At 43.5% G+C, this 23,916-nt stretch carries 20 protein-coding genes and 1 tRNA gene; 14 read left to right on the top strand and 7 right to left on the bottom strand.

Annotated features, from left to right (window positions below):
• Positions 1-253 precede the first annotated feature (253 nt).
• The 6 genes from gyrA to AK822_RS04215 all read left to right on the top strand — a co-directional run bounded on the left by gyrA (position 254) and on the right by AK822_RS04215 (position 8,048).
• Complete coding sequence (gyrA, locus tag AK822_RS04190) at positions 254-3,073, top strand: DNA gyrase subunit A (RefSeq protein WP_060490671.1); 2,820 nt, start codon at positions 254-256, stop codon at positions 3,071-3,073.
• A 185-nt stretch (positions 3,074-3,258) separates the two neighbouring features.
• Positions 3,259-4,329, top strand: a complete 1,071-nt coding sequence (gene rarD, locus AK822_RS04195; protein ID WP_060490672.1) for an EamA family transporter RarD — start codon at positions 3,259-3,261, stop codon at positions 4,327-4,329.
• 241 nt (positions 4,330-4,570) lie between these two features.
• Positions 4,571-5,641, top strand: a complete 1,071-nt coding sequence (gene rarD, locus AK822_RS04200) for an EamA family transporter RarD (RefSeq protein WP_060490673.1) — start codon at positions 4,571-4,573, stop codon at positions 5,639-5,641.
• Between the two features lie 215 nt (positions 5,642-5,856).
• Entirely contained in the window at positions 5,857-6,525 is a 669-nt protein-coding gene (locus AK822_RS04205) for a glutathione S-transferase (RefSeq protein ID WP_045444962.1), read from the top strand.
• 93 nt (positions 6,526-6,618) lie between these two features.
• On the top strand, positions 6,619-6,888 hold the full coding sequence (locus AK822_RS04210) for a hypothetical protein (RefSeq protein ID WP_060490674.1): 270 nt from the start codon (positions 6,619-6,621) through the stop codon (positions 6,886-6,888).
• A 32-nt stretch (positions 6,889-6,920) separates the two neighbouring features.
• Positions 6,921-8,048 (top strand): ribonuclease Z, encoded by a 1,128-nt coding sequence (locus tag AK822_RS04215; RefSeq protein ID WP_060490675.1) that lies wholly within the window; start codon positions 6,921-6,923, stop codon positions 8,046-8,048.
• A 38-nt stretch (positions 8,049-8,086) separates the two neighbouring features.
• Here AK822_RS04215 and AK822_RS04220 read toward each other — a convergent pair whose 3' ends face one another.
• The gene (locus AK822_RS04220) at positions 8,087-9,049 is read right to left on the bottom strand and encodes an ATP-binding protein (protein WP_060490676.1); all 963 of its coding nucleotides are present in this window, start codon (positions 9,047-9,049) and stop codon (positions 8,087-8,089) included.
• A gap of 69 nt (positions 9,050-9,118) precedes the next feature.
• Between AK822_RS04220 and AK822_RS04225 the strand changes: the two genes are divergently transcribed.
• On the top strand, positions 9,119-10,135 hold the full coding sequence (locus AK822_RS04225; RefSeq protein ID WP_060490677.1) for a protein kinase domain-containing protein: 1,017 nt from the start codon (positions 9,119-9,121) through the stop codon (positions 10,133-10,135).
• 85 nt (positions 10,136-10,220) lie between these two features.
• On the opposite strand, the gene AK822_RS04230 is transcribed toward AK822_RS04225, so the two are convergent.
• The 6 genes from AK822_RS04230 to AK822_RS04255 form a co-directional block, all read right to left on the bottom strand.
• Entirely contained in the window at positions 10,221-10,646 is a 426-nt protein-coding gene (locus AK822_RS04230; protein ID WP_060490678.1) for a hypothetical protein, read from the bottom strand.
• Positions 10,643-11,173, bottom strand: coding sequence for a hypothetical protein (locus AK822_RS04235; protein ID WP_060490679.1), 531 nt, complete (start codon positions 11,171-11,173; stop codon positions 10,643-10,645). The genes AK822_RS04230 and AK822_RS04235 overlap by 4 nt, the downstream gene beginning before the upstream one ends.
• Positions 11,174-11,184: 11 nt before the next feature.
• Entirely contained in the window at positions 11,185-11,580 is a 396-nt protein-coding gene (locus AK822_RS04240; protein ID WP_060490680.1) for an outer membrane protein assembly factor BamE, read from the bottom strand.
• A gap of 341 nt (positions 11,581-11,921) precedes the next feature.
• Positions 11,922-12,006, bottom strand: a tRNA-Leu gene (locus AK822_RS04245).
• A 215-nt stretch (positions 12,007-12,221) separates the two neighbouring features.
• Complete coding sequence (locus tag AK822_RS04250; protein ID WP_060490681.1) at positions 12,222-14,045, bottom strand: sigma 54-interacting transcriptional regulator; 1,824 nt, start codon at positions 14,043-14,045, stop codon at positions 12,222-12,224.
• Positions 14,046-14,128: 83 nt separating this feature from the next.
• Positions 14,129-15,544, bottom strand: a complete 1,416-nt coding sequence (locus AK822_RS04255; RefSeq protein ID WP_060490682.1) for a two-component system sensor histidine kinase NtrB — start codon at positions 15,542-15,544, stop codon at positions 14,129-14,131.
• A 135-nt stretch (positions 15,545-15,679) separates the two neighbouring features.
• On the opposite strand from AK822_RS04255, the gene rimO reads away from it, so the two are divergent.
• The 7 genes from rimO (at position 15,680) to rseP (ending at position 23,856) form a co-directional block, all read left to right on the top strand.
• Positions 15,680-17,287 (top strand): 30S ribosomal protein S12 methylthiotransferase RimO, encoded by a 1,608-nt coding sequence (gene rimO / locus AK822_RS04260; RefSeq protein WP_060490683.1) that lies wholly within the window; start codon positions 15,680-15,682, stop codon positions 17,285-17,287.
• 228 nt (positions 17,288-17,515) lie between these two features.
• Entirely contained in the window at positions 17,516-18,241 is a 726-nt protein-coding gene (gene pyrH, locus AK822_RS04265) for a UMP kinase (RefSeq protein WP_045444979.1), read from the top strand.
• A gap of 154 nt (positions 18,242-18,395) precedes the next feature.
• Positions 18,396-18,950: a ribosome recycling factor gene (gene frr, locus AK822_RS04270; RefSeq protein ID WP_045451790.1), complete on the top strand. Its 555-nt coding sequence runs from the start codon at positions 18,396-18,398 to the stop codon at positions 18,948-18,950.
• A gap of 312 nt (positions 18,951-19,262) precedes the next feature.
• Positions 19,263-20,021, top strand: coding sequence for a polyprenyl diphosphate synthase (gene uppS, locus AK822_RS04275; protein WP_060490684.1), 759 nt, complete (start codon positions 19,263-19,265; stop codon positions 20,019-20,021).
• A 201-nt stretch (positions 20,022-20,222) separates the two neighbouring features.
• Positions 20,223-21,032: a phosphatidate cytidylyltransferase gene (locus tag AK822_RS04280; protein ID WP_045451791.1), complete on the top strand. Its 810-nt coding sequence runs from the start codon at positions 20,223-20,225 to the stop codon at positions 21,030-21,032.
• 153 nt (positions 21,033-21,185) lie between these two features.
• A complete protein-coding gene (ispC, locus tag AK822_RS04285) occupies positions 21,186-22,394 on the top strand; it encodes a 1-deoxy-D-xylulose-5-phosphate reductoisomerase (protein WP_060492171.1) in 1,209 nt (402 codons plus the stop codon).
• Positions 22,395-22,479: 85 nt separating this feature from the next.
• Positions 22,480-23,856, top strand: coding sequence for an RIP metalloprotease RseP (gene rseP, locus AK822_RS04290; protein WP_060490685.1), 1,377 nt, complete (start codon positions 22,480-22,482; stop codon positions 23,854-23,856).
• Positions 23,857-23,916 lie beyond the last annotated feature (60 nt).

Raw genomic sequence — 23,916 nt, forward strand, 5'->3', positions numbered from 1 at the left:
TGCTTAATTTTAATAACAGCCAGACGCCCCTAAATCAGCAAATTTGTGCTAAAATAGCTTCTTTAATTGAACATTATTTTTAACAAAAACCGTATCACTATTTTCCTATTGTTTTGCACCTTTGACAGTGCTTTTTTAGGGTCACTATTCTGATAGTAGCTGCGCATTGATGCAGCTATATTTTTGTATAACCCATGAGTATCTTGAACAAACGTGTCAACATTAGAAAAACAATGTGAGTGAAGGAGTGTATATGAGCGAATCGGTCAGTCCTATTGGCATCGTAGAGGAACTAAAGCAATCCTATCTGGATTATGCGATGAGCGTGATTGTCTCGCGTGCGCTGCCTGATGTGCGTGATGGGTTCAAACCTGTACACCGCCGTGTGATGTACGCCATGCACGTGCTATCTAACGACTATAATAAGCCATATAAGAAGTCTGCACGTGTCGTCGGCGATGTCATTGGTAAATATCACCCACATGGTGATAGTGCGGTCTATGATGCCATTGTGCGGATGGCGCAGGATTTTAGTTTGCGTTATCCGATGGTTGACGGTCAAGGTAACTTTGGTTCGATCGATGATGATCCTCCGGCAGCGATGCGTTATACCGAAGTACGTATGACCAAGCTGACGCATCAGATGCTTGCTGATTTAGACAAAGACACGGTTGATTGGGAAGACAACTACGACGGTTCTGAGCGTATGCCTAGCGTCATGCCCGCGCGTGTTCCAAACTTACTAATTAATGGTGCGACTGGTATTGCTGTTGGTATGGCGACTAATATGGCGCCGCACAACCTGACAGAAGTGATTAATGCTTGTTTGGCTTATGCCGAAAACCCACAAGTATCAGCTGAAGAGTTGATGTCACACATCTCAGGTCCTGACTTTCCTACAGGCGGTATCATTTATGGTCGCGCTGGTATTTTAGATGCTTATCGCACGGGTAAAGGTCGTTTGCACATACGTGGTCGCTATCATATTGAAGCCATGAGTGATACGGGTGTCAACCGCGATCGTGAGCGTATTGTCTTTACCGAAGTACCTTATCAATCTAATAAAGCCAAAATGATTGAGCGTATCGCAGAACTCGTACGTGATAAAAAGATTGAAGGTATTAGCGAGATTCGTGACGAGTCTGACAAAGATGGTATGCGTATCGCCATTGATTTGCGTCGTGGTGAGACAGCTGAAGTTATCGTTAATAACTTGTTCTTGCAAACGCCGCTCGAATCAAGTTTTAGTATCAATATGGTGGCGCTCGATAATGGTCAGCCTAAGCTACTAACTTTGCGTCAGCTGATTGCCGCCTTTGTACGTCATCGCCAAGAAGTGGTGACACGCCGTACGATTTATGAGTTAAACAAAGCGCGCGTACGTGGTCATTTACTCGAAGGTTTGACCGTTGCGTTAGCCAATATCGACGAGATTATTGCAACGATCAAAGCCTCTGCTAACCGCGGTTTGGCACGTGAAAGCCTATTAAATAATACGTGGGGTTCAGGTAGCGTGGTGGCGATGCTTACCGCTGCTGGTAGCCAATCTGTGCGTCCTGACTATATCGAAGGCGAAGATCCTAAAGCACCATTTGGCTTGATTGAGGGCGAAGAACGTTATCGCTTATCACTGGAGCAGGTCAACGCGATTTTAGATATGCAGTTGCATCGTCTAACGGGTCTTGAGCAAGACAAATTGACCGAAGAATATCAGGATTTGCTACGTGAAATCGCTCATTTAGAGTCTATTCTTGGTGATTTTGATAAGCTAATGACCATTATCTCCAATGAGATGATTGAGATTCGTGATAACTTTGGTGATGAGCGCCGTACCGATATTATTGACTCACGTACTGACTTTAACCGTGAAGATTTGATTCCTGAACAGACGGTTGTCATGACGGTCTCACGTACTGGTTATGCAAAAACTCAGCCGATTGACGATTATGTGGCGCAAAAACGTGGCGGTAAAGGCAAGTCTGCAACCGCAATGAAAGAAGATGATGTGATTGATCATTTGGTTGTGACCTCAACGCATGCTACCGTATTGTGCTTCACGGATAGCGGTCGTGTCTTTAGCTTACGTGGTTTTGAAGTGCCGATTGCCAGTCGCGGTGCTCGCGGTCGTCCATTAGTGAATTTAATTGGCTTAAATCCTGATGAAACTGTTACTACTATACTACCGATTCCAAAAATAGTGGAAGAGCTATCGGTAAAAGGTGAAGCGTCAACAGATGCTCTAATAGATGGGGATGATGATGCATTAGACGACAGCACGCAAGCAGAGCCACCTTTTGTATTCTTCGCAACTGCCAATGGTACGGTGAAGCGGGTAGAGCTTAAGCAGTTTGCCAATATTCGCTCGAACGGCTTGATTGCGGTTGGACTAGAAGAGGGCGATAAGCTGGTCAGTGCTCGTATCACTAATGGTAGCCAAGAAGTGATGTTGTTTGCATCCAGTGGTAAAGCCATTCGTTTTGATGAAAATGATGCTCGCGTGATGGGTCGTACGGCTAAAGGTGTCCGTGGTATGCGTTTGGCGGCTAATGAGTCTATAAAATCATTGGTTGTGATCGAAGATGATGTCCGCGAAATCCTTATTGCTTGTGAAAACGGCTTTGGTAAACGTACCTTTATCGATGAGTTCAATACCCAAAATCGTGGCGGCGGCGGTGTAATTGCTATCAAAACCAGTGAGCGTAATGGTGCGCTAGTAAGAGCCACTAAGGTTGACTCTACAGACGATATTATTTTAATCTCTGACAGAGGTACGTTGGTTCGTACGCCCGTTGAGCATGTCGCTAGCTCTGGTCGTAATACGCAAGGTGTGACGCTGATTCGTTTATCAAAAGACGAGAAGCTGGTCGCTATGGCGCGTGTTGAGCATGAAGAAGGTGACGATGAGCTGGTTGATGCCATGAGAGAAGACGGTACATTTGATGTGGCAGGTCAAGAGCAGATAGATATCGATGCAGCGACTGGCAACACAGCAACGAATGACATTATGGATATTGCTACTGACAATGAATTAGATGTTGATAGTACAGACGGTGAAAACGCAGACGACGAATAAATGTCTCAGTAGTTAGCTTTTTGATCTAGTCTTATATGATTGTTCTATAAAAAGCCTCTGACGTTATCGTCGGAGGCTTTTATTTTTTCTGTATGTTATCTATTGTTAGAGTCTGCCTTTAAGTTTCTGCTGCTCTGATTTTTTATAAATGATGCCCATAAAGTTCTATTTTTAAGGCTGTTGTTATGCTTTCGACCAATCAAACTTTTCAAGGAACCCTTGCTTCGATATCATCGAGCTTTTTATTTTCGATGATGTTTGTGTTTGGGCTATTTATGCTGCCTTTGACAGGTACGCAGGTAGCCTCATGGCGCGTGCTCATGATGCTGCTAAGTTTGCTATTGTTGGTCAGTTTTACCAAGCAATGGCAACACGTTTTTGATTATTTGAAAACCTTAAAAACTCCGAAAGAGTGGCTGATATTTATTTTGCCCACACCGATTTTGGGTGGTCAAATTTGGCTATTTATGTGGGCACCAGTCAATGGCTTTGGTCTGGATGTCACCTTGGGCTATTTTTTATTACCGCTGGTGATGATAGTGCTTGGTCGTTTCTTTTATCACGAGCATATGAGTGCGTTACAGTGGGTGGCCGCGCTATGTGCAGCCTTAGGTATTGGCTATGATATCTTTCAATATGGCTCAGTATCTTGGGTAACGTTGTTTGTGTGCTTGGGCTATCCACCTTATTATCTGCTGCGGCGTAAACTGGCTGTGCCGCCTATCACAGGACTGTTGTCTGACTTGGCTTTGTTAACGCCAGTGGTGCTCATTATGTTGTATTTTAGCGGTGGCTTTAGTACGGCAGCCCAGGACATCAAGTTCTGGTATTTATTACCACTGCTAGGAGCCTTTAGTGCGCTGGCGATGTCCTTAACCATGATTGCCAGTAGCAAATTACCCGTGTCATTATTTGGGGCGCTAAGCTATGTCGAGCCTATGCTGCTGTTTGTTTTATCCATCACTGTTCTAAGTCAAAGTCTCGATGAGGGCGGCTCGCTATTTATGTATGGTATGGTAAGTTTGGCGTTACTGGTGATGATTGCTGATAGTATAAAAGGTTATCTTAAGCGCCGCCGTGACAATCATTTGCATGGCTATCGAGAGCCACAAGTGGGCGGGTTTCCGCCGCGTCGTCGTTTCATAGATCAGCGTATTGATGGGGTTTTAACCGCGCATCGTTTTCGCAAGATTCGGCGCTATCAAAAAAAGATGGATAGAATACAGCAAAAAATCGAGCAGTTGAGTGCAAAGTAAGATGCTGAATGGGTAGGTGGGCGCTTTAGTAAAGCAGGTGTATTGCTTATCTATTCTGACTTTGACATAATACCGACCACAAGATAAACACGATATATTCCAAGTATTTATCTCAATATTATATGATTGTGTTGTAGATAACAGAGTTTATAGATCAAAAAGCCTTCGACGTCCGCGTCGGAGGCTTTTGTTTTTTTCTAAAATTGCCAAGGACGTGCGCTCATTTTTCAAGGTTGTCGTTATGCTCACCACGAATCAAACGTCGCAGGGTACCATCGCTGCAGTGGCAGCAAATTTTTTATATTCATTGCTATTCTTATTTGGTCTATTGATGCAGCCGTTGTCAGGGACGCAAGTCGCTTCTTGGCGCGTACTGATGATGCTATTGAGTCTGGTGCTGCTGATTAGTGTGCTTAAGCAGTGGCAGCATATCTTTGATTATCTAAAAACTCTGAAGACGCCCAAAGAATGGTTTTTATTTATCATACCCACACCAATATTGGGCGCGCAAATCTGGATATTTATGTGGGCACCTGTCAATGAGTTGGGACTTGAGGTGACATTGGGTTACTTTTTATATCCAATGATTATGATTATGGTTGGTCGGTTTTTTTATAACGAAGATATGAGCTTGTTACAATGGATTGCCACCATTTGTGCAGGCGCAGGTATTGCTTATGACGTCTTTCAGTACGGCAGTATTTCTTGGGCGACTTTATTTGTTTGCTTGGGTTATCCGCCTTATTATCTACTGCGTCGTAAATTGGCAGTGCCGCCGATTACAGGGCTTATCTCTGACCTTGTTTTATTGACGCCGGTGGTGTTGATTGCTTTATATCTCAATGGCGGATTTGCGCTGGCGATATCTACCGATAAGTTTTGGTATCTGTTGCCACTATTAGGCATTATCAGTACGGCTGCGATGTCATTGACCATGGTTGCCAGTCAAAAGCTGCCCGTCTCATTATTTGGCACCTTATGCTACCTTGAGCCGATATTTTTATTTATATTTTCCATCACGATTTTGCATCAAAGTATCGATGAGGGCGGCTCTTTATTTATGTACGGCATGATTTTTGTCGCGTTGTTGATGATGATTGTGGATAGTGCGCTTGGTTACTTGGCACGTAAGCGTGATGACCGTTTGCATGGTTATAATGAGCCACAAGTGGGTAGCTTCCCGCCACGTCGCCGTCTGAAAAACCGCCGTATTAAAGGTGTATTAACCGCGCATCGTTTCCGCAAAATTAGAAAGTATCAGCAAAAAATACATAAGATGACACGCAAAATTGAAGAGCTGCATTCAAAGTAGCACCTGCCAGCAAGTCGATATAGACTTGACTTAGCGGGCAGTATTTTTCGTCATTACTCTACACAGTTTCTGTGTCAAAGAGGCATTAATTACGCTATTATCGATAGCATTGCTGCCACGTTTAACAACGTTTATTAATGGAATGCGTGGCACCAACTATACATATTATGACTTATTCATACGATAACTTATTCACATTATAACTAGGATGGTTTATGTTACACCTTCATCATTTAGCAAATTCGCGCTCATTTCGTATTATTTGGCTGTTAGAAGAGCTTGGCGTCGATTATCAATTGACTTGCTATGAGCGTAATAAAGCATACCGTGCGCCTGACAGTTTAAAAAAAATACATCCGCTCGGTCACGCACCCATGTTAGAAGTAAATGACCGTGTGCTCATCGAATCAGGTTTTATTATCGAATACTTGTTGAAGCATTATGATAGCGAGAAACAGTTCAAGCCTGCGGATGATAATGAAGCGGCGTGGGAGGCTTACACGTTTTGGTTACATTTCGCTGAAGCATCAGTGATGCCGCCATTGGTCATGCGTTTGGTATTTACCAAAGTAGTTGAGCAGTCGCCCATGCTCATCAAGCCTGTGAGCAAAAGCATTCGCAATCAAGTCGAAAAAAATATGATAAGCAAAAGTCTAGATGCTATATTGGCGATGATGGAGCAGCATTTGCAAGACAATCATTGGTTTGCAGGGGCTGAATTTAGTGCCGCTGATATCCAAATGCATCTTGCGGTTGTGGGTGCTAATGCTGGTACAGGATTAGATAGCAGTAAATACGCCAATATCTTAATTTGGCTAAAACGTTGTGAAGAGCGCGATGCCTTTAAGCGTGCAGAAGAAAAGGGTGGTCGTTTGCAGTTCTAAAAGCGGCGGATTTAATCGTTCATAAATGACTGATTTGATATTAAAATGAAGGGTTTTGTTTATTCATAGACAAAACCTTTTTTAGGATAAGAAATGACAGACTTAAATAAATCGCATAACAAGCATACTGATGTCGATACTGGTATTGCTGCTAAGCCCGCGCTTGATACTACTGCTGACAATGTGAACCATCAGCAGGTATCCATTAAAGCATGGTCACAAAAATTGCTCGTAGTGATTCTATGTGTTGCCAGCTTTTATGGCGGCTGGAAATCTTATGAGTCCAATATGGTCAGTGAATGTACGGCCAATGGTGGGCAGATGGTTGCAGCGCAAAAAACCATGATGTGCCAATTGTCATAGCAGATAAGTATCATGTGTAAGAGAGGTAATCTATGTTGAAGCTGACTTTTTTGGGTACCTCTGCCGGTGTGCCAACCAAGCAGCGTAATGTGACCGCACTGGCGATTGAATGTCTGAATCCTTATTTATCTGGCGCACAGCAAGGCAATCAATCACAGAATGCCAATCAAAATAAAAAATCGCGTCCATGGCTACTGATAGATTGCGGTGAAGGCACGCAGCAGCAGCTATTGCATACCAAGCTTTCTTTGCATCAGCTCCAAGCGATTTGTATTACCCATGTGCATGGCGATCATTGTTATGGTCTGCCAGGACTGTTGGCGAGTGCCGCGATGTCAGGACGCCATGAGCCATTGACCCTTATTGCTCCAAAAGCCATCGCGACATTGCTCGAAGCCATTACCTTAACCACGGAATTGTATTTACCCTTTGCTCTCAATTTTGTAGCCATTGAAGAGGTACTGTCTGAGCAAAGTGATACAAACAAGGTGAATATCCGATTAAGCGACCAGCATCAGCTTGATATTGATATCACGTTGCTAGCACATCGGGTTGCTTCTCATGCATTTGGTATCACACAGACTATCCATCATCGCATGCTTGATACGGACAAACTGCTGGCGCAAGGTATTCCTGCAAGCGCGCTATGGGGTAAATTGCAACAAGGTCACGATGTCATCACTGGAGATGGTCAGCAGTTATGTGCAGTAGATTATGTCAATGATGAACTATCACGAACGCGAGTAGTGGTGGCTGGTGATAACGATACGCCAGCGTGTCTCACTGCGGCGTTGGTTGATACGGATTTATTGGTGCATGAAGCGACGTATACGCATGAGGTATTGACTAAGATTCAAGGCAAAAACCTAGAGTTTGATCCAATGCATAGTAGTGCGCAATGGGTGGCGGGTTTTGTAGAAAATAGTGGCGTAAATAATCTAATTTTGACTCACTTTAGCGCGCGTTATCAGGGTTTTGATAATCCAAGCAGCAGCACGCCCAACATGGCGCATATTCGCTTGGATGCCGAAAGTGTTTACAAAGGTAATCTATGGTTAGCCGCAGATTTTGACCAATATATGGTCGATGGTGCCGTTGATTTAGCAGATATTAACGAAAATAACCGCGTACAATATTTGGGTTCTGCACGCGGTCGTTAAGCACTGAGCGTCATCATAAAAATAACTTTTAATGAAGCTTACGATGGACTGTCTTCAGCTGCTAATCGTGTCTGTCCTATCCAGTAGCGGCTAAACTGATACGCCACTCGTCCTGAACGTCCACCGCGCTCTGATGCCCAACGTAGCGCTGCTGCTCTGATGTTATCAGGTAGCGTCTTATTTTTTTCTTCATTATTACTTTCTTTAACGTCATTCGCATTATCTAGATGGCGGTTTGGCGAAAGTGATAAATAATGGCGCACGATGTGCAAATAAGTATTTTGATCCATTGGATGAAAGGACAACCAAAGCCCAAAGCGATCAGACAGCGATACCGTCTCATCAATGGTTTCATAAGGATTGACCTCATCGGTTTGACCGTTATAAATATTGACATTGTCTTTCATTAGCTGAGGCAATAGATGACGGCGATTACTGGTCGCATAAACCAACAACTTATCTTGCTCTGAGTCTAGCGAGCCGTCCAATACGCTTTTTAATGTTCGATAACTTTCATCTTGACCGTTAAACGCCAAGTCATCACAGTACACCACATAGTGACAACCACACTCGGTCGGCAGTGCATTAATGGCGGCGCGTATCTTATCAAGCACGCGCAGGTCATCACGGGCAATTTCAATAATGCGTAATCCTTCACTATGATAGGCTTGTAGCAATGCCCGAATCAGCGATGATTTGCCAGCACCACGTGTCCCTGTCATCAAGACATGATTGGCAGGATAGCCCTTTAGAAATTGTCGTGTGTTTTGTACCAGTTTTGCCTTTTGCGTATCGATACCATGCAAATCATCTAAACTTAAAAATAAGTTCACTGCCAATGGCTCCAAATGTCCATTATGACCACCGACCCAGCGATAGGCGAGCTGTGCAGGATCAATCTCGATAGTGGGCGTGACTTGCTCTTGTAAATACTGTCCAAGTAAATCCAATAAATGGTCGGGTAGGGCGTAATTCGTAACAGGCTTAGTGGATTGGGGCATAATACTCAGTCGCTCATAAAAATTAAAATAACGTGTGGCATACTAGACGTATAAAGGCTTCACTTTACCATGAAAAATAGTGCCAGTAATTCCTCTAATGCAAAAGCGTGTGCAAAACAAGCATTACAAACGCAAGCGCAGCAAATGTTGCCAACATTGACTACGTTATTCTTAAGCCTGAATTATAACGATATTTCGCATCAACGACTCAGCCAGCAAGCTCAGAATAGCGAGAATGACTTTCAAGGCTTGACGCGTGCCCAGCATCCACAATTTGGTCGAGTGATGATTAAATGGCAGTTAACGGCTGCTACCAATCAAAGTTTGGCGGGCCTAACCCATGAAATCGGTGTTCTAAAATCTATCAATAATTTATCAGCCAATCAAAATAGATTTCAAGACAGTCTTTTTGCTATTGCTCCGCCAATGCTCGCTTATGAAACTCTAAGGGTACAGGTATTAGATCAGTTTTCGCAGCTGACGATACTTACCATGCCATATTATCTCAGTGGTAGCTTAGCAACTCAGCTTAATGTTCGAAATCATTCGTTATTAACCACTCAAAAAAAGCATCATTTTATTGCGCAATCTGCGCACCTTATCGCCACTCTACATAGTGCTGGCTGGTTACATAATGATATTAAGCCCAGTAATATTTTGCTAGATGATTTTTTGCCAAATCATGCGGATAATAGCTGTATCAAGGCTGATTTATTGTTAACCGATTTTGCCTTAGCAGAATTTCTTAACGCCCCAATTTTGGCAAGTCCTGCTGGTACACCTGCGTATCTTGCCCCTGAACGCTGGCAAAGTCAGAGTGCAACAGTGCAAAGTGATATCTATGCGTTTGGCATCATGATGGTTGAAATACTAACAGGCAAGCGACCGTTTCAGATAAGTGCTAACAGCGATGATAAATTACAAGCATGGGCTATTGAGCATTGCCAACAACCTATTCCAACCTTGTCATTAAAATATAGTCACTATCAAAGTATCATTAATAAAGCATTGGCAAAGCGGGTGGAGAGAAGGTATCAGAATATGGAAGAGGTGTTGAAGAGTTTAGAGCAATTACGAATTTACTAAGAGTACAGTTTTATGTGGAAGAAGTTAAATAAAAAACCCACTATTTAGTGAGTTTTTTTATTTTTAATGGTTAGGATATTATGTTTTACTCTACAGCATTATCTGATAAGAAAAGCGACTTCGATAAAGATGAGAAGAAATCTTGATATATTTTAGGATTCTCAATTGGCTTTAGGTTGTACTGAGCGTTAGCTCTAACGATTACAGACTTGCTAGAAGAAGACGGTCTCGCGGTTACAGTCATTCTAACCTTGTTGCCATTATACAATCTCGTCGCTGAAACAGTACCAAGGTCGGTATCAGCCTTATCAATTACAAAACTCAAATCCTGTAACGTTGATATGACATTTCTAACAACTACAGTTTTATCACTAGTATCAAAAGATCTAGTTTGCATACTACGTAATTCTACTTGATTGTCAGCGCCTAAAATTCTGGCATCATGAGTTGTTGCGCAACCAGTAATCAAAGTTAGGCAAGCTGCGAATAAAGCTATTTTTAATGTATTCATATTTTTTGAGCCTCTAAGAATACTGATTTAGATAGTTTGTTAAAGAACTCAGCATATAGCTCTTCTGTTTTCATTGTTTCGGCTTTGGTTACCTGTCCTTGTGTATTCGTCACAATGCGTTGAAAAGTAGCTCTAGCTAAATAACCATTTTTATTGTTTTTAGACGGTAATGTTACGAAACTAACTTTTATCTGTTGCTGGCTATCAATCGACATGTTTCCGCCACCAAGTACCGCTAGTAATACAGCACCCGCTATCTGCGCATTGTTAGTAGCATCTACAGTTTTAGATGCGGTCACAACACCTGATTTTGTCTCTGTTTCATCTATTGAATATCCCATGTCTTGTAACACAGCTACCCCAGCCGAAAGAAGCTCTACCTCGTTGCTTGTTTCAAAAAATCTCGATTGCATTTGTCGATCTTGTAATGAAGTCTCTGCTACTTGAAATAAGTTTTCTGGTGGAGTGGTTGCACAGCCTGTTATTCCTAAGGCACAAGCAACAAATATATATTTCAGTTTTTTCATTTAGCTGGCCTTTAGAATTTTGAGGAATGGTATGCAAAGTCTCTTACCAAGTTTTGCTCATCAAATTTTATTATGATAGTCAGCGTTCTTTGTGATCTAGACGATGCTCCTGAGCTAGTCTGGCCACCAGCTAAAACAGCAAATACCCAGCCTGTACTTGATGACTGCACGGTATCTGTTGCTACCTTATCGTAAACCCAAACTTCTCTTCTTTTGTCGTCAGTAGAAACCATATTTGGTGAGCCAAGCGCCTGCAACACATCTGCGCCACTCATTCCAACTTTAATCTGTTTTTGAACAACCCCTACAGAGATGTTTCCATTGTTTTGGACTTGGGTAGCATGCTCAGATGCTGAAACACAACCAACCAATGATAGGGCAGCCAACAAGGCAACTATAGTTTTCATTATCTTTCCTTTTGGACTATCAATAAACTTAACTCTCTTATTTAAGTATGATGTTTATAGAATATCTCATACCTAAGCCTGTCAAGGGTAATGTAAACAAAAAGTTAACTAATGTAAACAATTAGTCGTTAGTATTACTAATTAATTATAAATATTGTTTTATTGTAATTATTAGATGGGTGTGGGTTTTTATTCCAAAATACTAATCTGGTATTAAAGAAAAGCGAAGGAGAACTGAATTAGTTTTGAAGTGAGTGTTTGTTTTCCGACAAAATATAGACACAAAAAAACCTGCTAAAAAGCAGGCTTTGATATTTGGTCTAAGATGTACTATCCGAAAATGGTGGGGCTGGAGAGACTCGAACTCTCACACCTTGCGGCGCCAGAACCTAAATCTGGTGCGTCTACCAATTCCGCCACAGCCCCATTTTCCGTTACTCTATCATTATTAGCGTTTAAACTCAAACACAGTATAGACAGTTAACTGATTCGGTAGTGCGTCTCAGTGGTTGGCTATTATATAGAGTTTGAAACGTTTGGCAACCCCTATTTGCAATTATTTTTAAATATTTATCATTTATTTTCACTTACTTTTATAAGCTATTGATATTAATAGTATTAATGTTTATGGATTTGCGCCTTTAATAACGATTATTTTGCCCTTCTGCTGAAGAGATATCTAATTGCTGTAATTTGCGTGTCAGGGTATTGCGCCCCCAACCGAGTAAATTGGCAGCGGCGATCTTTTTGCCACCACTATGGTTGAGCGCTGCCGTTAATAAAACGCGTTCAAACTCAGGGGTTGCCGTCTGCAAAATATCGATTTCTCCTGTTTGTAGCGATTGCTCAGCCCAAGCAGCCAATGCTTGTTGCCAACTTGAACTGTGGGAATGAGGGCGTATTTGCTCATTGTGAGTCATAGCTTGTGAAGGCTGACTTTGCTCTTGATATTCTTCTAAATCAGACGAGATATTTTCAAGCAGCTCTGGTGGCAAATCATCCACCATCACGGTGTCGCCTGTGGCCATTACGGTCAACCAAAGGCAAACATTCTCAAGTTGGCGGACATTGCCGCGCCATTCAAAAGCCTGCATGATATGTAGTGCTGTCGGGTGTAGCTGTTTCTCTGCACTGTTCATCTGTTCAGCAGCCCGCTGCATAAAGTAATGGGCTAATGCTGGAATGTCTTCAGGTCGTGTCCGTAATGGTGGCAGGGGCAAGCGAATAACGTTAAGGCGATAAAACAGATCTTCACGGAATTTGCCTTGTTTGACCAGTTCTTCTAAGTTTTGATGAGTAGCGGCAATGATGCGTACATTCACTTTGACAGGCTGCTGTCCACCGACGCGAAAAAACTCACCATTGGCCAGTACTCGTAGCAGTCGAGTTTGGGTGCTATAAGGCATATCGCCAATTTCATCTAAAAACAATGTCCCACCATCCGCTTGTTCAAAACGTCCTTGTCGCGTCGTCGTCGCACCAGTAAACGCTCCTTTTTCGTGACCGAATAATTCAGATTCAATCAAATCATGTGGAATGGCGGCCATATTTAGGGCAATAAAAGGTTGCTGGTGACGCGGTGAATGCTGGTGCAACGCACTGGCGACCAATTCTTTGCCCGTGCCTGATTCACCAGTAATCAGGACAGTAATGGGTGAGTGTGCCAGTCTGCCAATGGCACGAAACACCGTCTGCATCGCTTGTGATTGCCCAATGATGCCGCTCGGATTGTCATTAGCGCTGATGGCAGATTTAACTTTGATTTTAGGGCTAGATGTTTTATTGGTTTTACTGACCAGAGTAGCCTTGCTAGCAAGCTTGGGTCTGGTATCAGGTTTTACCTGCATATTAGATAAAGTACTTGATAGTTTTTTGGTAATTGTCTTCGGAGCAGGTTCAGCTGTAGATTTTGCTGCCGCCGCTGCCAGCATATTGGGCTGATAATTAATGGCTTTATAAATCGTGACGACTGCATCATCTAAATCAAAAGGTTTTGGCAGATATTCAAAAGCACCTGTTTGATAGCTATTAATAGCAGAGGTGAGGTCAGAATGCGCCGTCATAATGACAATGGGCAGCTTAGGGAAATGCTCATGTACCCAATCACTAAAAGACAAACCATCCATCATGGGCATACGAATATCGGTCAATATCACATCGGGCAACTGAGCGGCTGATTCCTGCTGTTGCAAAATATCGTTGAGGCGTGTCCACGCCGCTTGTGCTTGAGTAAAGCTAATAACGTTTAAGCCTGCGTCTTCAAAAGTATCTGCCAACACCAAACGCAGGGCCGCATCGTCATCGATGAGCCATAACGTTGCAGGGTTAGCATCAGGTGCATTATTGACCGTTACTTTTGTAGCTTGATTATCAGACTCTCGGTTACTAGATTCTTGATTGTCTGATGTTTGGGCAGAGCCTTGATTGTCGCTGTTAGATGTGGCGTTGTCATTATATGCAGTCATTTATCAGGCCTAATAAGCAAGTGATTCAGGGTGATTGTTTCATCGGTTAGGTCATGGTTTCTAAGCCTTGGGTGCTGGCTGTTTTAAGCATGGTGCGTTGGCTGATTGAAAGGCAAGTACAGCGTAAAACTGGTATGTTGATGTTTATGATTGTTTTTGACACTGTCGTTAAGGCTTTTTGATTGCTGGGAGCTCACGTCAATCATACCATGGTGATGACTGATGATATCTTGCACGATAGACAATCCTAGCCCCGTTCCTGCGGCACGGCTGGTCACCATTGGGAAAAATATCTGTCCGATCAATGCAGGATCAATGCCTGAACCGTTATCGGCAATATTGATTTGTAGCACTTGCTTGTGCTGTTGCCCAGCAATGGTATGTTGAAAGGCAATTCGGGTTTGAATGTGTAGCGTTGGCTTGTAACTGGCGCTGTCGTGATTGCTCATTTGTGAAGTGACAGGTTGTTGCGCCTTAGGTTCGGACAACTCTCTTTGCTGCAGCGTTTGCTCAAACTCAGTCATCGATTCACAGGCATTATTAATCAGATTTAAAAACACCTGTATTAGCTGATCTTTATCAGCGCATAACTCAGGCAATGACAAATCATAATCGCGCTGTAGCGTCACTTGCGGATATTGATTGACGACCAAAGATAAAACATGCTCCAGTGGCTCATGGATATTTAGCGTTTGCCAATTTGGTAATTGATTGGAGCCAAGGAATTTCCCGATAAGATGGGTTAGACGGTCCGTTTCTGAAATAATAATATCAGTATAATTACGTAGTTTTTCAGCCGTTTTTTGCAGGTGGCTATTCGGGTTTACCATAGGGTTTGTGCTAAGAATAGCAGGAGGAGCACTATTAAGAGGCGAGGCGTCACTGAATTTGATGAATTGCCGCTGTAATAATTGCGCCGCCCCGCGAATACCAGCAAGCGGATTTTTGATTTCATGAGCGACCGAGCGCAGCATATGACGGGCAACATTATATTGTTGCTGCTGGCGTTGTTCCTCTGATATGCGACTTTGGCGATCCTTGCCCCACATCTCAATAATAAAATAAGGTTGCTGCTCATAAATGACAGGGGTCACGCTATAATCAACCGAGAATGATAAATTACCATTTAGCGGTGTGCTGATAAGGTGATCATGATCGATAAAGGGTTGTTGATACTGCTTTGCTTGCTGAAATCGTTCTTTTAAAGAGCAAGTTTGTTCATGAGTATCTTCACCACTACTTTTATCGACAGTTACATGGTTGTCAATGTCATGATTGCTATCGGCTGATTTCAATGCTTTGGATGTTTCGGATGCAAGCAGTGTCAGTATAGACTGACCCAGTAAGCGCCCACTACTAATAGCGAGTAGTTGTTCGGCTTGGGCATTTAGCCAAGTGATCGATAAGTCATCATTGATCCATAAAATAGCGGTGAACAAATGCTGTGACATAAATGCTAAGTCAGGTGTCGGTTTTACGGTTGTCAAAAGGGTTGTCATGGCTATTGCCTAGAATAAAAGAAGACGCGATATAATATTTAACCATAAATCAACACTATAGAACGGCAAAACTGGCGATTTTTGCAAAAAAAACGTACAATGCGCACAGCCAATTTATATCTAGCAAGGTCAGCCATGCCCAACACTTCTACCGAGTCGGTTAATACGACTGTTACTACCTCACCGTCAACTTCTACGCCAACAGATTCTATGTTAAAAGACACTGCCACCGTTTTTAATCCTGCCAAACCAAATATAGCACAAGACAATCAGGCAGATGTCAGTCAAGCAAATACTAACCAACCTTACCATCATAAAGCCAATCACAATCAAAACCGTAGCATTGAGCAAAGCAGCGATGTGACTTCAGGTGCTTTATCGACTGAAAATGCGCCAGTGAATACAGCGCCAAAGATTGGATTTGTGTCACTAGGTTGCCCAAAAGCCTTGGTCGATAGTGAGCGCATTATCACTGAGCTTAGCCGTGATGGTTATAAAGTGGCGAGTGATTACGAAGGTGCAGATCTAGTTGTCGTGAATACTTGCGGTTTTATTGAGTCAGCAGTACAAGAGTCGCTTGATGCCATCGGCGAAGCGATTAGCAAAAACGGTAAAGTCATCGTCACAGGTTGCTTGGGTAAAGAAGCAGACAAAATCCGTGAAATGCACCCAGCTGTGCTAGCTGTGACGGGCGCGCATGCTTATGATGAGGTCATTAAAGCCGTTGCGTTGCATGTGCCCAAGCCTGACCGCAGTCAGGACGCTAGTTATGATCCAAAGATAGATTTGATTAATGAAGCGGGTATCAAATTGACGCCAAGCCATTATGCTTATCTAAAAATATCAGAAGGTTGCAACCATCGTTGTACTTTCTGTATCATTCCAAGCTTACGTGGAGACTTGGTTTCACGTCCGATTGATAGCGTGATGAATGAAGCGCTTGCACTGAAAAATGCTGGCGTGAAAGAATTGCTTATTATTTCGCAAGATACCTCTGCTTATGGACTGGATTTGAAATATAAGACCAGTTTTTGGAATGGTATGCCGCTGAAGTCGAAGTTTTATGACTTATGCCAAGCCTTAAATAACTTAGGCATTTGGGTGCGCTTGCATTATGTCTATCCATATCCGCATGTCGATAAAGTGGTTGAGCTAATGGGCGAGAAAAAGCTACTGCCTTATCTCGACATTCCGTTTCAACATGCCAGCCATCGCATCCTAAAAGCGATGAAACGCCCAGCGCATAGCGAAAACACCTTGGCGCGTATCCATGCATGGCGTGAGATTTGTCCTGATATCGTCATTCGCTCAACCTTCGTTGTGGGCTTCCCTGGTGAGACAGAAGAAGATTTCCAATGCTTGCTCGATTGGTTAGTAGAAGCTCGCCTTGATCGTGTTGGCGCGTTTACTTACTCAGAAGTCGAAGGCGCAGTGGCTAATGACCTGCCAAATCATGTGCCAGAAGAGATTAAGCAAGAGCGCTATGAGCGTTTGATGACGCTGCAACAAGACATCTCAGCGCAAAAGCTACAAGAGAAAGTCGGTAAAACCTTGATGGTATTGGTCGACGAAATTGATAGTGAAGAGGGCGTTGCGATTTGTCGTAGCTATGCTGACGCACCAGAGATTGACGGTCATGTCTATGTCGATGACATTACTGCTCAAGTTAAGGTCGGACAATTCCTAACGGTTACGATTGACGACGCTAGCGAGTATGATTTGTTTGCCAGTTACAAAGGCTAAGCAGTCACTGTAGCTGATTAGTCACTACAATATACGAGTGAAAATTGCCCAATCGCGGGCAGTTTTTGCTACAATTAGCGCAATTTAGCCTTTTTACACGTTTGTCATCAGTTGCGGTGCTTCCTATATAGTACCTCGGTGATGATACTTCGAGTAAATTCGAAGGCAAACTCTATTTGTGTTTTACCGCTCATTTTAATTATAATTTAATGCTAACAAGGTGACCTCATGTCTGACAAAAACCCGCGTTACTCTCGTATTTTGCTGAAACTCTCTGGTGAAGCCTTAGCTGGTGGCAAAGAGATGGGAATTGATAGCGAAGTGCTCGATAAGATGAGCTTGTCTATCGCCCATTTGCGTGGTCTTGGTGTTCAAGTCGGTATCGTGGTCGGCGGCGGTAACTTATATCGCGGCGCGCAGTTGCAACAAGAAGGCTTAGTCGGCCGTGTGACTGGTGATCAAATGGGTATGTTAGCAACCGTTATGAATGGTCTGGCGATGCGTGATGCGCTTGAGCGCCGCAATATTAAAACTCGCCTGATGTCAGCCTTGCCAATCGGTGAAGTGACCGAAAGCTATAGCAGCCGTAATGCCATTCGCTATCTCAAAAATGGTGAAGTATGTATCTTTGTTGCTGGTACGGGCAACCCTTTCTTTACCACTGATACAGCCGCTTGCTTACGCGGTATCGAGATCGAAGCGGGCTTGATTTTAAAAGCCACCAAAGTAGATGGCGTTTATGACAAAGACCCAAGCTTACATGACGATGCAGTTAAATATGATGGTTTAACTTTTGATGAAGTGTTAGAGCAAAAGCTTGGCGTGATGGATTTGACCGCTATTGCATTATGCCGTGAGCATAACGTACCGCTACAAGTGTTTGATATGACCAAGCCTAATGCGTTATTAAACGTCATTATGGGCGAAAATGAAGGCACACGCGTTTATCACTGATTTGCCTAAATACTCTAAATATTAATACGAGAATACCAGTCATTAAACTTAGATTGGTCGTTAATAACTACCAGTCGCTAATAATTAGTAGTGAACAACCGTATATTTACTAACAAATGAATGATTTATCGACAGCGATAAATAAGGATATCTAATGATCAAAGAGATTAAGCAAGACGGCGAAGCGCGTATGCAAAAAACACTGGAAGCGCTTGAGAGTACTTTTAGCAAAGTCCGTACAGGGCGCGCGCATCCGGGTATGTTGTCAGGCGTGATGGTTAGCTATTACGGGTCGCCTACACCTTTGAATCAAGTGGCGAGTGTCAACGTTGAAGACTCACGTACGCTCATGGTTCAGCCGTTTGACCGTACCATGGTACAAGCAATTGACAAGGCCATTCGCGAAGCAGATTTGGGTCTCAACCCAGTGACCGCCGATGTGATTCGTGTGCCAATGCCAGCATTGACAGAAGAGACACGCCGCGACATGCAAAAGCTTGCGCGTGGAGAAGCAGAAAGTAGCCGTGTTTCTATCCGTAATATTCGCCGTGACATGATGAATGACATCAAAGAATTGGCCAAAGAAAAAGAGATCTCAGAAGACGACGAGCGCCGTGCTAGTGATGACATTCAAAAAATCACTGACAAGTATATCGAAACCATCGATAAACGTTTGAGCAAAAAAGAAACTGACTTGATGGACGTGTAAAGCACTGGTTTTTCGATCATTTTAGAAAAAATCCGTTATGTCATATCCTTATAATAAGCAGCCAATCTGTCAGTACTATTGGCTGCTTATTATTGTGTAGACGGGACCGATAATAGCGTCAATGTTATATCAATCGGATACGGCAATAGGCTTTCTCAGATTTGTAAACTGTATTTTATAAGCGCTATCTTGCAAACTAAATCACGCCCATAGATGGGTTTATGATAAGTTTGTGAATTATGGTTATGACGCTTTCTAATCGTTATCGCAGCCGTTATTATTATTTTACCTCAACAATAAGCACTTTCGCCTATGTCCACTTCAGCCGTTTTGGCTCCTGATCTTCTTCCACGCCATATCGCTATCATCATGGATGGCAACAATCGTTATGGTAAAGCCAATGATTTGGGCAAAGGCCAAGGGCATGTGGCTGGCAAAGATGCACTCGATCCTATCGTCGAGTATTGCGTTAATACGGGTATCGAAGTATTAACGGTATTTGCATTTTCTAGTGAGAATTGGCAACGCCCGCCCAGTGAGGTGGCACTACTCATGCAACTGTTAGCCTCGACCATTCATGAGCAAATACCACGCATGAATGAGTATCGTATTCGTCTACGTTTTATTGGTGACCGCAGTCAGCTGAGTGATGATTTGCAAGCATTAATGGCGGACGCTGAAGCGAAAACAGCAGACTTTAAAGCCATGACTCTAGTCATCGCTATCAGTTATGGTGGGCAATGGGATATTGCCCATGCGGCAAAACAGCTGGCGCAGCAAGTAGAGGCTGGTCAGTTACGTGCTGATGATATTAATAAAGAATTGCTCGGTAACTATGTGCAATTAGCAGATGCACCAGCAGTAGATATGCTGATACGCACAGGCGGTGAATACCGAATTTCTAACTTTTTATTGTGGCAGTCAGCCTATGCCGAGCTATTCTTTACCCAGACATTATGGCCAAATTTTGCAGCCGATGAGCTGGCAGCAATGGTAAAAGAGTTTGCTCAGCGGCAGCGCCGTTTTGGCAAAACCAGTGAGCAGATAGTGATAGAGCAAGCAAGTCGTTAATGGTGTTAAGCATTTGCCTGTTATTTTGTAAAGGAAAAAGCTCTTACAAAGCCGCTATCGTATAAGTAGTTAATATTGCTTGTTTGTGAAATAATAAACCGCGTCAATAAGCGTCAACTGCTATTAGTGGGCTATTGTAGATTAGCTGCTATAATGCACGTTTTGACCATGCGTTTTTCATTATTATAAGGCTCAATAAGTATGTGGCAACGAATTAAGACGGCAGTTGTTCTCGTTATTATCGTTGGTATTGCAATGTTTGCGAGCCAAACTCCTATTTTATTTGCACCGCTGTTAGCGATTGGCGTCATTATCGCCGCTCACGAATGGACTAAGCTGATGCCCAAGTGGCGTCATCCTGCGCTGTTTGTGCTATTGGTTTTGGTGTTGACCCTAGTATCACTCATGTTTAAAGTGACATGGTTATTTTGGTGGGTGGCTTCACTGGCTATATGGCTAATGGCGCTGTCTTGGGTGCGAGTGTTCCCGACTCATACCAATTGGTATGGCAAAAAACTGGCATTGATGGGTGCGGTGATATTGACCGCATCGATTACGGCGATGTTTTATTTGTGGCAACTGTCAGCATGGTGGTTGCTCTATGTGTTCCTTTTGGTCTGGTGCGCAGATAGTGGCGCTTATTTTGTGGGGCGTAAGCTTGGTCGCCGCAAAATGGCACCGAACGTCTCACCCAATAAAAGTATGGAAGGGCTGGCTGGTGGCTTGGTCACCGGTCTGCTCGTGGTCATTGCCATCAGTGTATTTAAGTTGCAATTGACGGGTGTGCCGTTAGTCGCATTTGTAGCATTATCAGCCTTGACCATTTTAGCCTCGGTACTTGGCGATTTATTTGAGTCGATGCTTAAGCGCCGCGCTGATGTCAAAGATTCAGGAACGATTTTACCGGGGCATGGCGGCGTGCTTGACCGTATCGACTCACTGCTCTCTGCCACACCGATATTTGCGCTTGGTTTTTGGGCGATACAGCAGTTAGGTTTGATAGTGGTTTAGGACTGAAAAAATAATTCATAGACGATGATACGCCCTAATTATAGTGGTTAAGATGAGTGACTAGTCAATACATTGGATATCGTCCATCTCTTATTTATCAGGCGTTTTATCGATTTCTTATTTAATTTTTTAGAGTATCATTTACAGGCACTGATGGTTATGACGCAACGCATCGCCGTACTAGGCGCGACAGGTTCAATTGGCGATAGCACGTTAGCAATATTAGCAGCGCAACCACAGCTTTACACGGTCTACGCTCTGTCAGGGTATCACCGCTTAGACAAACTGTTTGCACTTTGCCAGCAGTTTTTGCCAAAGCGCGTTAGTGTACCGACCGCCGCAGTCGATGATTTCGCCCAGCGACTCCGTGCGGCAGGTCTTGACATCGATGTGGTAGGCGGCGAAGCAGGGCTGGTCGACATTGCCACTGATTCGCAGACGGATACCGTTGTCGCTGCGATCGTAGGCGCAGCTGGTCTGCCTTCTACTTTAGCCGCTGCTCGTGCAGGTAAGCGTATTTTACTAGCCAATAAAGAAGCGCTGGTGATGGCAGGGCAAGTGATGATTACTGCGGTCAAAATGCATAACGCTACTTTGCTGCCGCTTGACTCTGAGCACAACGCTATTTTTCAGTGTTTACCACTGGCTATTCAGCAGGACAATACCCAAATCCATCAGCCAAATCACGGCGTGCGCAAGTTATGGCTAACGGCCTCTGGTGGACCGTTTTTGCAAAAATCGTTTGCACAGATGCAGCAAGCGAGCGTTGCTGAAGCGGTCAAACATCCAAATTGGTCAATGGGTCAAAAGATATCCGTCGATTCAGCAACGATGATGAATAAGGGTTTAGAGTTAATCGAAGCCTGCCATTTGTTTGATTTGCCTGAAAATAAGATAAATGTGGTGATTCATCCACAAAGTATCATTCACTCAATGGTAGAATATAGCGATGGTAGCTTTTTGGCGCAGCTCGGCAGTCCCGATATGAAAACGCCCATTGCCCATGCGCTCAGTTACCCTGATCGTATTGAGAGCGGCTCGCAGCCGTTAGACTTATTTGCACTTAGTGGTTTAGAGTTTATTGAGCCTGACTTGCAAAAATTTGCGTGTTTGCATTTGGCAAGACAGGCGATGCAGGCGGGCACACAAGCGACGATTGTCTTAAATGCAGCGAATGAAATTGCCGTGGCGGCATTTTTGGCTGGAAAAATTCGCCTGACTGACATTGCTGATATCAACGAGCAGGCTTTGAATGACATACAGCTGCCACCGTTAAACGAAACGGCTGACATAGAAGATATACTAGCAATTGATAAAATAGCACGTCACCTTACAGAAAAACTTATGGCAAAGTTGGTGTGAATGTCTCAACAACTGCGTCGTTAAAAAATGATGTTAATAAAAGATGCAAAGAAAGAATGCTGAGAAACCATACTGAGAAAAGATCATGACGTTTTTATTAACGCTCCTTGCGGCAATATTTGTCTTAGGTCCGCTTATTGCCTTACATGAGTGGGGACACTATATCGTCGCTCGTCTTTGCGGCGTTAAAGTCTTGACCTATTCTATCGGATTTGGTCCTAAACTTTTTGGCTGGACGAGCAAAAAAAGCGGTATTGATTATCGTATTTCCGCTTTGCCACTTGGTGGTTATGTCAAAATGCTCGATGAGCGCGAAGGCGAGGTAGCAAAAGCTGAGCAACATTTGGCGTTTAATCGTCAGCATCCACTAAAAAAGATTGCGATTGTCGCCGCTGGTCCTATCATGAACTTCATCATTGCTATTGCGCTGTTTTGGGTGTTGTTTATGACACCATCAGAGCAGCTGGCGACGAAGATTGGGCAGGTATTACCCGAGACGCCTGCTGCTATGGCACAGTTGCCAGTTGGTGATAAAATCGTTGCGATTGATGGGCATGAGGTACAAACGTGGGAAGGCATCAACTATCGGCTTGCCGGACGGATGGGTGAGACGGATAATGTCAGTATTACTCTGCAATCAGAGGCGCAAGCTGATAATGCGATCAAAACTTATCAAGCGCCCGTAACTCAGTTTATGCAAGGCAGCGCGCAAGGTAAAGATGCGTTGACCAGCTTTGGTATGCTGCCATGGCAACCAGATATTGCACCTATAGTAGGTGATTTGACCGCTGATGGTGCCGCCAGTCGCCAAGGTCTAAAAGTAGGTGATCGTATTATTGCTATCAATGATCAACCAATTAAAGATTGGATCAGTGCCACTCGTATCATCCGCGACAGTCCTGAAATTTTGCTCAATTTCACAGTATTGCGTGATGGTAAAACCGTACAGCTTCAGATTATGCCGCAAGGCAAAAAAGACAATTTGGGTAACGATTATGGGCAAATTGGTGCTATGGTGGCGCAGTCCGAAATTATTATTCCTGACGCTTACAAGACCACCGTAGCCTATGGCCCTGGTGAGTCATTGGTGAAATCATTTGAGAAAACTGAACAGCTCGCAGTGATGACCGTCAGCTCAATGGGTAAGATGCTATCAGGCATGATTGGTTTGGATAATTTGTCAGGTCCGATTACCATTGCCAAAGTGGCCAAACAGAGTTTTGATATCAGTTGGCAGATGGTGTTATCGACGGCGGCTTTGATTAGTTTGAGTCTGGGTGTACTCAATCTTTTACCCATTCCTGTGTTGGATGGCGGTCATATTGTGTATTATCTTATTGAATTGATTCGCGGTAAGCCACTCTCGGAAGGGGTGCAAATGATTGGACTAAATATCGGCTTACTCTTGCTGGCAGGTTTCATGGTGTTAGCAATTGGTAATGATATCAGTCGGCTGTTTTGACCAGCGAATCGCTAATATGATCGATAAGGCACGAGATACTAATGGTTTTACGCCTATTAT

The sequence above is a fragment of the Psychrobacter sp. P11F6 genome (genome assembly GCF_001435295.1).
GTDB lineage: Bacteria > Pseudomonadota > Gammaproteobacteria > Pseudomonadales > Moraxellaceae > Psychrobacter.